The sequence below is a fragment of the Pilimelia anulata genome (assembly GCF_014647895.1).
GTDB lineage: Bacteria > Actinomycetota > Actinomycetes > Mycobacteriales > Micromonosporaceae > Pilimelia > Pilimelia anulata.
Genome location: NZ_BMQB01000001.1, coordinates 563,793 through 577,888 on the forward strand (window position 1 = coordinate 563,793; position 14,096 = coordinate 577,888).

At 74.7% G+C, this 14,096-nt stretch carries 11 protein-coding genes; 2 read left to right on the forward strand and 9 right to left on the reverse strand.

The features are described 5' to 3' along the window. The first annotated feature begins 4 nt into the window (after window positions 1-4). Window positions 5-1,066, forward strand: coding sequence for an ATP-dependent DNA ligase (locus IEY94_RS02555; RefSeq protein WP_189168356.1), 1,062 nt, complete (start codon window positions 5-7; stop codon window positions 1,064-1,066). Window positions 1,067-1,148: 82 nt separating this feature from the next. On the opposite strand, the gene IEY94_RS02560 is transcribed toward IEY94_RS02555, so the two are convergent. From IEY94_RS02560 to IEY94_RS02590, 7 genes are all read right to left on the reverse strand, one after another. After that, the gene (locus tag IEY94_RS02560) at window positions 1,149-2,045 is read right to left on the reverse strand and encodes a DNA-3-methyladenine glycosylase family protein (protein ID WP_189168357.1); all 897 of its coding nucleotides are present in this window, start codon (window positions 2,043-2,045) and stop codon (window positions 1,149-1,151) included. 51 nt (window positions 2,046-2,096) lie between these two features. Next, window positions 2,097-2,798 (reverse strand): alpha/beta fold hydrolase, encoded by a 702-nt coding sequence (locus IEY94_RS02565; RefSeq protein ID WP_189168792.1) that lies wholly within the window; start codon window positions 2,796-2,798, stop codon window positions 2,097-2,099. 79 nt (window positions 2,799-2,877) lie between these two features. After that, window positions 2,878-3,807, reverse strand: a complete 930-nt coding sequence (locus IEY94_RS02570; protein ID WP_189168358.1) for a hypothetical protein — start codon at window positions 3,805-3,807, stop codon at window positions 2,878-2,880. A gap of 1 nt (window position 3,808) precedes the next feature. After that, window positions 3,809-6,283, reverse strand: coding sequence for an AAA family ATPase (locus IEY94_RS02575; RefSeq protein WP_189168359.1), 2,475 nt, complete (start codon window positions 6,281-6,283; stop codon window positions 3,809-3,811). Continuing rightward, window positions 6,280-7,422 carry an exonuclease SbcCD subunit D gene (locus IEY94_RS02580; RefSeq protein WP_189168360.1) on the reverse strand — a complete coding sequence of 381 codons (1,143 nt, stop codon included), beginning with the start codon at window positions 7,420-7,422 and terminating at the stop codon, window positions 6,280-6,282. Before IEY94_RS02580 ends, IEY94_RS02575 begins: the two co-directional genes overlap by 4 nt. Continuing rightward, window positions 7,422-9,185: an ATP-binding protein gene (locus tag IEY94_RS02585; RefSeq protein WP_229783317.1), complete on the reverse strand. Its 1,764-nt coding sequence runs from the start codon at window positions 9,183-9,185 to the stop codon at window positions 7,422-7,424. Before IEY94_RS02585 ends, IEY94_RS02580 begins: the two co-directional genes overlap by 1 nt. A 214-nt stretch (window positions 9,186-9,399) precedes the next feature. Next, window positions 9,400-10,161 (reverse strand): dihydrofolate reductase family protein, encoded by a 762-nt coding sequence (locus IEY94_RS02590; RefSeq protein WP_189168362.1) that lies wholly within the window; start codon window positions 10,159-10,161, stop codon window positions 9,400-9,402. 400 nt (window positions 10,162-10,561) lie between these two features. Between IEY94_RS02590 and IEY94_RS02595 the strand changes: the two genes are divergently transcribed. Beyond that, a complete protein-coding gene (locus IEY94_RS02595; protein WP_189168363.1) occupies window positions 10,562-11,107 on the forward strand; it encodes a plasmid pRiA4b ORF-3 family protein in 546 nt (181 codons plus the stop codon). A gap of 1,785 nt (window positions 11,108-12,892) precedes the next feature. Here IEY94_RS02595 and bsaP read toward each other — a convergent pair. Both bsaP and bioB read right to left on the reverse strand, forming a co-directional pair. Beyond that, complete coding sequence (gene bsaP / locus IEY94_RS02600) at window positions 12,893-13,090, reverse strand: biotin synthase auxiliary protein BsaP (RefSeq protein WP_189168364.1); 198 nt, start codon at window positions 13,088-13,090, stop codon at window positions 12,893-12,895. 8 nt (window positions 13,091-13,098) lie between these two features. Next, window positions 13,099-14,094 carry a biotin synthase BioB gene (gene bioB / locus IEY94_RS02605; RefSeq protein WP_189168365.1) on the reverse strand — a complete coding sequence of 332 codons (996 nt, stop codon included), beginning with the start codon at window positions 14,092-14,094 and terminating at the stop codon, window positions 13,099-13,101. Between the last annotated feature and the right edge of the window lie 2 nt (window positions 14,095-14,096).

Sequence of the window (14,096 nt, forward strand, 5' to 3'; positions counted from 1 at the left end):
TCACGTGACCCTGCCCGTACGCCCGCCGGTCCGGCCCATGCTGGCGAAGACCGCCGCCGACATCCCGCCGGACCACTGCTACGAGCCCAAGTGGGACGGCTTCCGCTCGATCATTTTCCGGGACGGCGACGAGGTCGAGATCGGCAGCCGCAACGAGAAGCCGATGACCCGGTACTTCCCGGAGCTGGTCGCCGCCGTCCGGGAGCACTTCCCGCCCCGCGCGGTCATCGACGGCGAGATCGTCATCGCCGACACCGCGCGCAACCGGCTCGACTTCGAGGCGCTCCAGCAGCGCATCCACCCCGCGGCCAGCCGGGTGAACCTGCTGGCCGAGCAGACCCCGGTGGCGTTCGTGGCGTTCGACCTGCTCGCGCTCGGCGACGAGGACCTCACCGGCGCGCCGTTCGCGCAGCGCCGCGAGCGGCTCGCGGCGGCGCTCGCGCCCGCCGGCCCGCCGATCCACCTCACCCCGCTGACCCGCGATCTGGCCGAGGCCCGGCAGTGGTTCGAACAGTACGAGGGGGCCGGCCTCGACGGGCTCATCGCCAAGCGGCCGGACCTGCGGTACGAGCCGGACAAGCGGGTCATGACCAAGATCAAGCACACCCGGACCGCGGACTGCGTGCTCGCCGGGTACCGGGTGCACAAGTCCGCCGACGACGCGATCGGCTCGCTGCTGCTCGGCCTGTACGACGGGGACACGCTGAACAGCGTCGGCGTCGTCGGCGCCTTCCCGATGGCCACCCGCCGCGCGCTGTACGCCGAACTGCAACCGCTCGTCACCGACTTCGCCGGGCACCCGTGGGACCGGTCCGCCCACGAGCGCGGCGAGCGCACCCCGCGCAAGAACGAGACGAGCCGGTGGAACGCCGGCAAGGACCTGTCGTTCACGCCGCTGCGGCCGGAGCGGGTGGTGGAGGTCAAGTACGACTACCTGGAGGGTCCCCGGTTCCGGCACACGACCCAGTTCGTCCGCTGGCGCCCGGACCGGACGCCGGAGTCGTGCACGTACGACCAGCTCGACCGCCCGGTCGACTTCTCCATCGCCGAGGTGCTGAACCTCTGACCGCGGCCGCGCCGCCGCCCCGTTGCCTGCGGCGGGCGGAGCGGTCGCGGGCGGAGCGGCTGCGGGCGGAGTCGGCGGCCCGTCAGAAGCGGGCGAAGGAGCGGATCGGGGCGCGCGGCCCGTACCGCGGCGCGCCGCCGGACCGCAGCAGCAGCCCGCACACTCGCCCCCGGTGCCCGGCGAACGGCGCCAGCAGCTCCAGCATCCGCTCGTCGGTGCCGCGCGGCTCGCCGGCCAGCGACCAGGCCACGATGTTCTTCAGGTGGTAGTCGCCGACGCTGACGGCGTCCGCGTCCCCGTACACCGTGTGCAGCACCTCGGCCACCGTCCACGCCCCCACGCCGGGGATCGCCCGCAGCCGCGCCCCGGCCGCGGCGGCGTCGGCGCTGCGCTGCACCGCCGCCGCGGCCACCGCCGCGCGCAGCAGGGTGGTCGCCCGCCGCTGCTCGACGCCGAACCGGTGGAATGTCCAGTACGGCGCCGCCGCCACCGCGGCCGGGTCCGGCGGCAGCAGCAGCGGCACCGGTCCCGGCGCGGGCTCGCCGAAGTGCCGGACCGTCGCCGCGTACGCCCGGTACGCCTCCTTGCCCGTCACCCTCTGCTCCAGCACGGCCCGCAGCAGCCGCGGGAAGACCAGCCCGGTGGCGGGCAGCCGCACGGCCCGGTGCCGGTGCGCCAGCTCCCGGACCAGCGGATGCCCCGCCGCCACCGCCCCGAACCCGGCCACGTCGTCGCGTAGCCCGGCGATCGCGTCGGCCCGGTCGGCGAGCCAGCCCCCGCCGGCGCCGTACCCGGTGGCGGTGAGGCGGTCGCCGGTACGGCTCAGGGCGAGGGTGCCGGGCCCGGCCGGCGTACGGGCGGCCCACCAGAGCACCCCGTTGACAAAACGGGCACACGGGTCGTGCCGGCTGAAGGTGAGCCCGCCGAGCGACGCCGACAACCGATACCCCTCGGGTACGGCAAGAATCCGCGCGCTCACACCCCCACTCTCCCACCCGCCCCCGACACCGCCGAAGCCGCGCCGGTGGGGTCAGGGGGAGAGCAGGCGGAGCGTGTCGGCGGGGGACTCGACGTGGGCGTTGTGGCCGAGGCCCGGCAGGGTCACCGCGGCGGGGTCCAGCGCCGCCAACTGCGCGTCGCTCACCATCGCGTCCCCGGCCCCGCGCGCCAGCACCACCGGGGCCGTGCTCGACGCCAGCAGCCCGCGCATGTCCGGCGCCCCGACGCCGAACGCCGCCGGGTCCATCGCCAGCCGCCACCGCCCCGCCGACTCGCGCAGCCCCGCCGCCACCGCCGGATGCTCCGCGCCCACGAGCCCGGCCAGCCCGGCGACCCGCAGGAACCGCTGCGCGGCCCCGCCCCGGTCGTCGTACCAGCGCACCGGCCGCGCGGCCAGCCCCGCCGCCCCGGCCAGCTCCTGCTCCGTCCACTCGGCCTTGATCCCGAGCCCGACCACCCGGCGCACGGTGACGCCGTGGTCGCCGCCGGCGAGCGCCAGCCCGACCACGCCGCCGAGGGAGTGGCCGAGGACGGCGTACTCCGCGGCCGGGTCCAGGTCGGCGGCCACGGCCGCGGCCATCCCGGCGAAGGTGTACCGGTCCAGCGGCGGGGCGGCGCCGTGGCCCGGCAGGTCGACCGCGCGCCACGCGCCCGGCCACTCGCGGTCCAGCAGCGGCGCCCAGTCGGCCCAGACGGCGGCGTTCCCGCCCATCCCGTGCAGCAGCAGAAGCATCACCCCGCCAGTCTGCCAACGCCCGCCCGCCGAACGTCACGCCGGCCGAACGCCACCGCGCCGACCCGAACCGCGACCGTCAGCGGGCCGCGGACATCGCCCGGTGCAGCAGCCGCCCGTCCCCGAGCAGCCCGCGCAGCCGCCGCTCCAACCCCGCGATCGGCGTCAGGTTCTGCGGCGCCCGCGGATCCTTGTACGCCGTCGACGCGAACAGCGGCAGCGTCACCTGCGACAGGTCCGCCAGCCCGACCGCCACCGGTACCGGCAGCGAGGCCGCGCACTCCACCCGGACGATCCCCGCCCACGGCCCGCCGCGCGGCCCCGGCAGCCGCAGGTACCAGCTGAGGCTCGGCCACGGGTCGCCGATCCGGAAGATGGGCGTTCGCTCACCCGGTGCCAGCCCAGCGACTACCGCTGTGCCTGCGGCATTCAGGTAGTTGGCCTGTTGGGTCTTGACGTATCCAAGCGTTTTCGCTGAATCTCGCCCGCCCAGCTTGCCGTCCACGACGAGGAGATCCGCGTCCTGTTCGACCTCCGCCGACACCTTGATCTCCAGCGCGCTCAGTGACGCCTGAACAGCGGCTGGGAGTTGATCAAGCTCGCGCTTTTTCGTTCGATGCAGCTCGTACGACCCGTGCGCGGTCACCAGCGGTCCCGCCGTTGGGCTGCCGGTGAATACGCCGCGCCGCACCGCGCTGCCGACCACGGCGGCCGCGCCTGCGCGAAGGTCACAGCGCACCACCCCGGCGGCATATGACGCCGCCAGGCCGGGATACGAATCACCGTCGGGTTCGGCTGTCCACAGCGTCGCGTCGATGCGGCGGACGCCGTCCACCAGTAGCACAACGTCCGGTTCGCGGACGCCGATTGGTCTCGGTCGAGCTGTCCACGCTCCGACCGGCAGTTCAACGTCAGAGTCGACGCCGGCATCGGATCTGGTGGACGGCGCGCCGTCGGCCTGGAAGCTTGCCCCGTGACTCGGGCTCCACGGGTCCACGAACCAGGTCACGTCAGAACCCCACCCGCTCGACCCGGGCCGACCGGGCGTCCTTGCGCACCTCGTACCGCACCGGCACCCGGGCCGCGAGCCCCGCGACGTGGGTGACCACGCCGACCATCCGGTCGCCGCGCGCGGCGAGCGACTCGAGCGTCGCCGCGACGGTGTCCAGGGTGGCCGCGTCGAGCGTGCCGAACCCCTCGTCCAGGATGATCGACTCCAGGCTGGCCCCGGTCGAGGACAGGCCGGCGAGCTGCTCGGACAGCGCCAGCGCCAGCGCCAGCGACGCCTGGAACGTCTCCCCGCCGGACAGCGTCCGGACGGCCCGGCGCAGCCCGGCGTCGTACTGGTCCACGACGAAGAAGTCGCCCTTGTCGTGCACGAGCGTGTACTGCCCGTCGGTGAGCTGCCGCAGGATCCCGGACGCCCCGTCGACCAGCAGGTCCAGCGCCTCGGCCAGCAGCCACCGCTCGAAGTTGTTGGCCCGCAGGTGGTTGGCCAGCGCCTTGGCCACGTGCCCGGCCCGCTCGTGCCCGGCCCGCTGGGCGTACAGCGCGGCGGTCTGCTCGCGCAGCTCGACCAGGCGGCGCAGCTCCGCCTCCGCCCGCTCGACGGCGACGGTCGCGGCGGTGGCCGGGTCCTCGCCGACCTCGACGTCGGCGGCGACGAACAGCGCGGCCAGCTCCTCGACGACCACGCCGGCCGCGGCCCGGGCCCGGTCCACGTCGGCCCCCGCGGCCGGGCGGGCGTCCCGGCGCGCGCCGGCCGCGCCCGCGGCCCAGTCGGCGAGGGCGGCCCAGGCGGCGGCGGGGTCGTCCCGGTCGGCCGGCGGCGGCCCGTACGCGGCGACGGCGTCGCGGGCGGCGTCGAACTCCCGCCACGCCGCGCCCAGCCGCCCGGTTGCGCGCCCGGCGGCGGCGTCGGCGTCCCGCCGGGCCGCCCGGGCCGCGCGCACCGCGGCGCCGGCCGCGGCCTGCCGCCGCCGGTGCGCGCCCAGCGCGTCGAGCGCGGCGGTCAGCTCGGCCGGCGGCGGGGCGCCGGCGAGCCGGGCCGCGAGCCGGTCCAGGTCGCCGCGGCGCTGCTCGTGCGCGGCCCGCAGCCGGGCCACCCGCTGCTCCGCCTCGCGCGCGGCCCGGTCCCGGCCGGCCGCGGCCGCGTCGGCCTCGTCCGCCGCGGCCCGGGCCCGCTTGCCGGCCGCCTCGGCCGCGGCCACGGCGGACCCGTCCGGCAGTACCGGCACGGTCGCCACCGGCTGCGCGCAGACCGGGCAGTCGTCGCCGGCGGCCAGGCCCCGGCGCAGCGCGGTCGCCCGGTCGGCGGTCTGCGCCCGCTGGTACGCCTCGCGCGCGTCCTCCAACGCCACCGCCGCGCCGGCCGCGGCGGCCCGGGCGGCGGCCAGCGCGGCCTCGGCGGCGCCCGCGGCGGCCTCGCCCGCGGTCAGCTCGCCGTCGGCCGCGGTGAGCTGCGCGGTCAGCGCGGCGTGCTCGCCGTGGGCGTCGAGCAGCCGGCGCAGCGCCGCCTCGTCGCCGGCGGCGTCCAGGGCCGCGCGGGCGGCGTCCTCGTCCCGCTCGGCCGCGGCCACCCGCTCGTCCGCGGCGGCCAGGTCGGCCCGGGCGGCGGCGACCGCCGCGGCCACCTCGACGGCGCCGGCCGGCGTCCGGACCGCGGCCAGCGCGGCCAGCTCCCGGTCCAGCGCGGCGAGCGCGTCGGCGGCCGCGGTCACCTCCCGCTGCGCCGCGGTCAGCCGCGGCAGCGCCGCGCCGACCGCCGCCGCGAGGCCGGTCGCCGCGCCCACCCGCTCGCGGGCCGCGGCCAGGGCGTCGTCGTCGACCGTACGGCCGCCGGCGAGCACCTGGTCGACCGCGCCGAGCTTCGCCTCCGCCTCCGCGGCCAGGCCCGCGGCGCGCACCCGGATCCGCTCGTACACCTCGAGTCCGAGCAGGTTGACCAGCATCTTCTGCCGGGTGGCCGGCTTGGCGTGCAGGAACTCGGCGAACTCGCCCTGCGGCAGCACCACGCACCGGGTGAACTGGTCGTACGGCAGCCCGACCGCCGCCTGCACCGCGTCGTCCATCTCGCCGGGCGTACCGGCCAGCACCTCGCCGAGGTCGGCCGGTGTGAGCCCGTCGTCGAGGGCGGCCGGGTCGAACCCGACCGGCAGCAGTTCCAGCCCGGCGTGCGCGGTGGTGACCCGCCCCTTGCCGTCGCGGCGCACCACCCGGCTGGCCACGTACCGGCTGCCGGCCGCCTCGAAGCACAGCCGCACCCGGGCCTCGGTGGCCGACGGGGCGAGCGCGTTGCCGACCGCGCGCCGGTCGCCCCAGCGCGGCACGGTCCCGTACAGGGCGAAGCAGATCGCGTCGAGCACCGTGGACTTGCCCGACCCGGTCGGCCCGACCAGGGCGAAGAAGTCGGCGTCGGTGAAGTCGACAGTGGTCTCGTCCCGGAACACCGTGAATCCGGCCAGGTCCAGCCGCAGCGGCCTCACGCGCACACCTCGTCGTGGACCCGGTCGAACAGCTCCCGCACCCCGTCGTCGTCGGCGTGCCCGCGGGCGGTCAGGTAGTCGGCGAACAGCTCGGCCGGCGACCGCCCGACCCGGGACGGCCGGGCCGCCCCGCCCGGCGTCGGCAGCAGGTCCGGGTCGATCCGGATCTCCAGCGCCCGGGGCAGCAGCTCCTGCACCTCCTCGCGCAGCCCGGCCCGCGGCGCCTCGCGCACCACGACCCGCAGCCACGCCCCGGCGGCGTCGACGTCGGCCAGCTCGGCGAGGGTGCCGCGGACGGTCCGCAGCGGTACGGCGGACGGGATCGGCACGTCCGTCACCTTCGCCGGCGTCGTCGCGGTGACCTCGACCAGCGCCACCGACGGCGTGTTCTCCTCCTCGCCGAAGTCGACGGCGAGCGGGCTGCCGCAGTACCGCACCGGGCACGGCCCCGGCACCGACTGCGCCCGGTGCAGGTGCCCGAGCGCGACGTAGTGGGTGCTCGCCGGGAAGATCGTGGCCGGCACGGCGTACCCGAGCACGCAGTGCGCCTCCCGCTCGCCGCCGCCCATCGTCGCCCCGGCCACCGTCAGGTGCGCGGTCATCAGGTGCACGGTGTCGGGGGCGTCGTCGGCGAGCGCGGCGACGAGCCGGCCCACGTGGTCGGCGTACGTCTGCTGCGCCTCGGCGGCGGTCAGCTCGTACATCTCGGCGGCCCGCACGGCGTACCGCTGGGACAGGAACGGCAGCGCCACCAGCCGCCACGCCTCGCCGCCGGCCGTGCGGCCGGCGACGATGTGCTCGGCGGGGCTGTCCCGGACCGTGCCGCGCAGCGCGATCCCGGCGGCGTCGGCCCACGGCCGCAGCGCGTCGAGCGCGGCGCCGTTGTCGTGGTTGCCGCCGATCGCGACCACGGCCGCGCCGGTGGCCCGCAGCGCGGTCAGCGCGCGGGTCACCACCCGGGTGGCGTCCGGCGTCGGGGCCGCCGTGTCGTACAGGTCGCCGGCCACGATGATCAGGTCGGGCCGCTCGCGGCGGGCGATGGCCACGACGTCGGCGAGCACGGCGATGTGCTCGGCCAGCCGCTGCTGCCCCTTGAGGACCTTGCCGACGTGCCAGTCGGAGGTGTGCAGGATGCGCATCAGAACGGGATCTCGTCGTCGCTGATCGCGGTGGCGCCGTTGCCGACGACGGCGAACGGGTCGGCCCGCTGGGTGACCGAGCGCAGCGACGCCGCGGGCGGCGTGCCGGCCTCGGCGTGCCGGGTGGCCCAGGCCGGGAACGGGAACTCCAGGCACAGCGGCACCGGGATGTCGGGCTGGTTGACGAACATCGTGCCGGGCCGGGCCAGCAGCACCCGCTGCCGGGCGGTCGGCGGCAGGAACCCGTACTCCGGCCGGGACGCCTCCGCCGGGTCGAGCCGGCCGACGACCCGGACGGCCGAGTTGGTGACGATCCGCCGCTCCACCTCGCTGGCCGTCTGCTGGGCGCCGACCAGGACCACGCCCATGGACCGGCCGCGCTCGGCGATGTCCAGCAGCACCTCCTTGATCGGGGAGGAGCCGTCGCGGGGGGCGTACTTGTTCAGCTCGTCCAGGACGACGAACAGCAGCGGCTTGGCCGTGCCCGCCCGCTCCTTGCGCTCGAACTCCGTTTTCAGCGTCACGCCGACGACGAACCGCTGCGCCCGGTCCGGCAGGTTGTGCAGGTCGACCACTGTCACCTGCGCGCCCTCGGTCGTGTTGATCTCGTGCGGGCGGCGGGCGGCCAGGTCGCCGCGGATCAGCCGGGCCAGGTCCCGCTTGCTGGCGATGAGCCGGCGGGCGAAGGCGTTGACCGTACCCAGCGACACCGCCGAGCCCGTCCACGACGACCGGGTCTCCTCGTCGGACAACCGGTCGACCAGGTGGTCCACCAGCGCCTCGTACCCGCCCAGCCGCACCCCGTCCAGGCTGATCCCGCCGTCGGCCGGGGTGGCCAGCCGGGCGAGCTGCGCGGTCACCGCGTGCACGACCATCGTGTACTGCTGGCGCTCGTCGTCGGCGTCGGCGAACACGTACGGCAGCAGCCGCCCGGCACAGAACTCCGCCAGCGTCCAGTAGAAGCTGTCCACCCCGCTCGTCCGGCTGGACACGTCCGGCGTGCCGGTGGCGTCGCCGGCCCGCGGCGGCGCGTACACCCGCACGTCCGGGAACGGCCCCGCCGGCAGCCCGAGCGCCGTGTACGCCCGGACGGTCTCCGGCGTCAGCCTGGTGTTGGGGTGGTCGAGGAACAGCAGGTCCTCGCCCTTGACGTTGAAGATCAGCGCCTTGGCGTTCACCCCGTCGGCGCCGAGCACCCCCGACCGGAACACCGAGTACAGCAGGAACGTCGCGAAGCTCGTCTTCGTCGCCACGCCCGAGATGCCCGAGATGGACACGTGTGCGCCGCGCTGGCCGTCCAGGAAGTCGGCGTTCAGGTACGCCGGCTGCCCGTCCCGGCCCGAGCCGATCGGGATCGCCCGGCTCATCCGGTCGAAGTGCAGCGCCGCGTCCCGGGCCGAGCCCGTCGCCCGGGCCACCGGGGCGCCCGGCGCCGGCGGGACGTACACCTCCGGGTCGATCCGGGTGGTGGTGATCTCGGCCGCCTCCTGCACCTGAGCCGGCAGCGTGCCGGCGGCGATGGCGAACACGTCCGAGTCGAACTGCGCCCCCTCGTGCCGCGCCCGCACCGCCGTGACCACCCCGGCGATCGTCACCGGATCCCGGCCGGGCAGCTCGCGCACGGTCGTCACCACGTCGTCGAGCTGCAAATATGCGCCCGGCGCCACCGCGGTCCAGAAGGTCAGCGGGGTCGCGTCGGCGGTGCCGAGCACCCGCCCGACCGCCGCCCCGCCGGCCCCGCCGGCCCCGCTCGCCTCATCCACCACGTGAGCCATGGTGCCGTACGCCCCCGACATCCCGCCGCCGCCCGCCCCCGGCGAGCCGGCCGATTCCGTACGGCAACCGACCGGTCGCCGTACGGTCGCGGGGGAGCGGGCCGGCCCCCGGCGTCGCGGGAACACTCCGCGGGCGCCGCGGCGGGTGGCGGCGGCACCGGCGACGGCACCCGCGAACGGGCGGCCGGTCGCGTGGGCCGGGTCAGGCGGGCGGGGTGGTGCGGGCGTGGCGGAGGAACAGGGTGTCGCCCGCGGCCAGGATCCCGCGCAGCGGCAGCCGGACCGGCGCCGGCGGCGCGGCCGGGCCGGCCGTGATCCGCCCCGCGCCCGCCCCCGCCAGCAGCGGCGCTACCGTCAGGCACAGCTCGTCGACCAGGTCCGCGGCGGTCAGCGCGCCGAGCAGGTGCGGCCCGCCCTCGCTGAGCAGCCGGACCAGGCCGCGCGCCCGCAGCGCCGCCAGGCCCGCCGCCGGGTCGACGTCGGCGTCGCCGCAGTCCAGCACGTCGGCGACCGGCGCGAGCGCCGCCCGCCGCGCGGCCGGCGCGGCCGCCGCCGTCAGCACGACCGGCCGGACCGGCGCGTCGGCGAACGCCGCGAGGTCCGGGTCCAGGTCCAGCGAGCGGGAGACGACGACCAGCGTCGGGTACGGCGGCCGCCCGTCCGCCTCCCGCCGGGCCCGGCGGCGCTCGTCCAGCCGCAGCGCCCGGTACCCCTCGTGCCGCAGCGTCCCGGCGCCCACCAGGACCGCGTCGGCGCGCATCCGGAGCAGCCCGAAGATCCGCTTGTCGGCGGGGCCGGACAGCGGCGCCGAGTACCCGTCGACCTCCACCGCGCCGTCCAGGCTGCTGACGAAGTTGACCCGCAGCCAGGGGCCGGGTGGCTCGGCGTACGCGGCGGCCAGGGCGTCGTCGTCGAGCGGATCGGGGTCGGGCGCCGGCCAGAGGCGGCGGATCGGCTCGGTCACCGTGCGCCGGCGTTCGACTCGGTCCCTGCGCCCCGGCGGACGGGCTCCGGCACTGTGCCTCCCGGCGGTTCGGCTCGGTCACCGGGACCCCGGCGGATCGGGTCAGTCACCGGGTGCCCCGGTGGCCGGCGGCGTCGGCTCGGGCGGCCGGTGCTGGCAGTCGCACCAGCTCCCGCCGCGACACTCGCCGTGCCGGTCCTCCCGGCACGCGGGGCAGATCACGCGCCGCGCCGCACGGTGGCCGCGCGGGTCATGCGCCGCACCGGCCCGCGGGCAGGTCGCGGGCCGCGCCGGGCGGGCGGCACCGCTCGCCGCGCCGGGCCCCGGCCGGACGACACGCCAGACAGATCATGTGCAAAGCCTAGGCAGGAGGCGGGGCGATGGGTCAAGGTTGGGCACCATGCCGCGACGAATCCTCCAACTCAAGGTTTCCCTGACCGATACGACGCCGCTCGTCTGGCGCCGGGTGCTGGTGCCGGGCGGCTACACCCTCGACCGGGTCCACCGCGTCCTGCAGTACGCGATGGGCTGGCAGGACTGCCACCTGCACTCGTTCGAGGCCGACGGCCGCCAGTACGGCCCGCCGGACCCCGACGAGCTGCTCCAGCAGGCCGACGAGCTGGACACCCGGCTCGACGCCGTCGTCGGCAAGGGCGACCGGCTGAGCTACACGTACGACTTCGGCGACTGGTGGCAGCACGACATCCGGGTGGAGGACGTGCTCGAGGCGGCGCCGGGGGAGCGGTACCCGCTCTGCGTCGCCGGCGAGCACGCCTGCCCGCCGGAGGACGTGGGCGGCCCGTCGGGGTACGCGGAGTTCCGGGTGGCGCTGGCCGACCCGGCGCACCCGCGGCACGCGGAGCTGCGCGAGTGGGTGGGCGCGGCGCACGCGTCGATCCGGTTCGACCCGGGCCGGGTCAGCACGCTGCTGCGCCGCCTGACCTGACCCGGCCGCCTCCGATGGAGCAGCACGTCACCAGTGGTCAGCGCTGCTCCGCTCCGGCCGCAACGCCAATGTGGAACCGCCGAATGCCGGACACCACCGACCCTCTGATTTCGGAAGCCGGGCAGGAAACCGGTGCCCGATCCGATCATGAATAGCCACCACCACATATTCACAACGGGCATAGCGGGGAAAATGACAAACGAAGCAGGTTGACAAATATTGACCTTGACGGCCTATGTTCCGAATCGGATGATGGACGCACCGGAAGAATGCACCAGTGTCGCGACGGGAGTACCGAGACGCTGGCATCCCTGAACATCTTGGCTTGCTCGCTTCACCCACTCAGGCGCTAGCCGCCTGAATTAGTCCACGCTGGACGATCCACACTACGTGGAGTGACCTACTGTCGGGTAGCTGACGGTTTGTTTCGTCGACCACCGATGCCTAGCATCCCGCAAGTACATCAGTACAGCTCATGGAGGTGGGAGACAAGGTGAGAAACACACGCGGGTCCGGCTCGGTTGCGTATCCGTGTTGGCTGTAGGACTGGTGGCGTCGGCCGTACCGGTATCCGCGACGGGCAGAACCCCTGGTGGCGGTCGGGTGCTGGTGCAGCAGTCGATGCCCTCGAAGCTGACGACCAGCGACGACCCAGCTCGTACGTCCGCAGCGTTCACTCTCAATGGCGTCCTGGTCGATGAGAGCGGTACCCCCGTGCCCGACGTACCACTGGCCTTCGCGTTGGACCCGAGCCCGGAGATGCAGATCGCGGCGGAGCAGGACAACGACGCGATCGGCTCGAACTGGCCTCTGCCACCACCGACCGTGACGGCCGCTTCGCTGCACCCATCCCCGCGCTCAAGGACACCGGTCAGTACGCCGACGAGAACGGCGCCAACCGCCTCTGGGTCACGTACTGCCAAAGCTGACGCGTCACGGAGTAGTGAAGCGGGAATCCGCCAATCTTCTGAAAGCGGTGCGATGGGCAGTACCTTCGGGGCCTGATTCATCATGTTGCTTCTGCGGTTTCTGCTTGGTGAATAAATCACCCATTGAAGTGACGCGGGACGACTTTGCTGGCAACCCGATCGTCCTCGGATTGCTGAGCCCGCCGGTTGCGTATCGATCCCAGCCAAGGGACAGGCGATGCCGCCGAGCACATCAGTCGTCGGCACGAATTGCGTGTGATGCCTTTCCGGCTTCCGACAGGCGGTACGTTGACTGTCGAAATGCTTGTCGACAAGAGTCGACCGAGCATCGAGGTGATCGCACAGATCACTGGTTTTGACCTGGTCGAAGTGATGCATCCAACTCATAAGGTCTTGCTGGGTGTCCCGCGCGTGAGCTCCTGAAAGCAACTCCCGCAGCACGGTGCGAACCGCTCTTCCTGCCCTGGTCGGTTGGGGCTCTTTTACTCTGCCCGTCCGCGTTTCTACGCTTGGGAGGTCGGGATCGCTCGACTGGTCGGCTGGCAGCCTCGCTGGGACCCTCGCCGCTGATCCCGCACGGAACGCGGCCAGGGGAGGGTTGTCGGTGCGGGCACCCGGGGTACCCCAGCGGTAGGACCTTTCGCCCCTCGCGCCCGCACCAGACCACGTCACTCTAGGTAGCGAGGAGTGACTTGCGCAACTCGTCCGCCGGGGAACTGTCCGGGCCGCCCGGTATGCGGGACCGCGACCGAGACGGTTCAACGACGGACGCATCACGTTGGTACGCCACTAAACGGACAGCCGAACCGACCGACGGACCCGTACGCAGCGAAACCAGACATAACGCCGGCAACAATCACCCAGAGTTACTAGTTTCCCCATGCGCAACGCAGGTTGCCGACCACCCCGCGGGGAGTACCTGCACCCTCATCCGCCGCCGGCAGTACCCGCAGTACCGCGGCGGCTCCAACCCCCGCGCCGCCGCGCAGGCCGCGTGGTCGGCGCCGGCCACGCCGTCGCCGCACCGGTCGCACCACTGGATCCCCGTCGTCATCGCGCCGCCTAGAGGGTCGCCGAGAGGGCTTTCACCGGCATGCTGAGGTCCACGAGCAGGTCCAGGTCCGCGGTCGCCGGCCGGCCCAGCGTGGTCAGGTAGTTGCCGACGATGACGGCGTTGATGCCGCCCAGCAGCCCCTCGCGCGTGCCGAGGTCCCCGAGCGTGATCTCCCGCCCGCCCGCGTACCGCAGGATCGTGTGCGGCAGCGCCAGCCGGAACGCCGCGATCGCCCGCAGCGCGTCCTTGGGGTCGACCACCTCGCGGTCGCCCAGCGGCGTGCCCGGCCGCGGGTTGAGGAAGTTCAGCGGCACCTCGTGCGGCTGCAACTCGGCGAGCTGCGCGGCGAACTCCGCCCGCTGCTCCAGCGTCTCGCCGAGGCCCAGGATGCCGCCGCAGCAGACCTCCATGCCGGACTCGCGGACCATCCGCAGCGTGCCCCACCGCTCCTCCCAGGAGTGGGTGGTGACGACGTTCGGGAAGTACGACCGGGACGTCTCGAGGTTGTGGTTGTACCGGTGGATGCCCATGTCGACCATGTCGTCGACCTGCTCCTGCGTGAGCATCCCCAGGCTGGCCGCCACCTGGATGTCGACCTCGGCGCGGATCGCCTCGACACCGGCGCGGAGCTGCTTCATCAGCCGGGCGTCCGGCCCGCGGACCGCGGCCACGATGCAGAACTCCGTCGCCCCGGTCGCCGCCGTCTGCTTGGCCGCCTTGACCAGCGACGGGATGTCCAGCCACACCGCCCGTACCGGGGAGGAGAAAAGCCCCGACTGCGAGCAGAAGTGGCAGTCCTCCGGGCAGCCGCCGGTCTTCAGCGAGACGATGCCCTCGACCTCGACCTCCGGGCCGCACCAGCGCATCCGTACCTCGTGGGCGAGCTGCAGGGCGGCGGGGAGCCGGTCGTCCGGCAGGCGCAGGATCTCCAGCACGCCGGCCTCGTCGAGACCGGCGCCGGACTCCAGCACCCGCGCGCGGGCGCGGTCGAGGATGTCGGGCATGG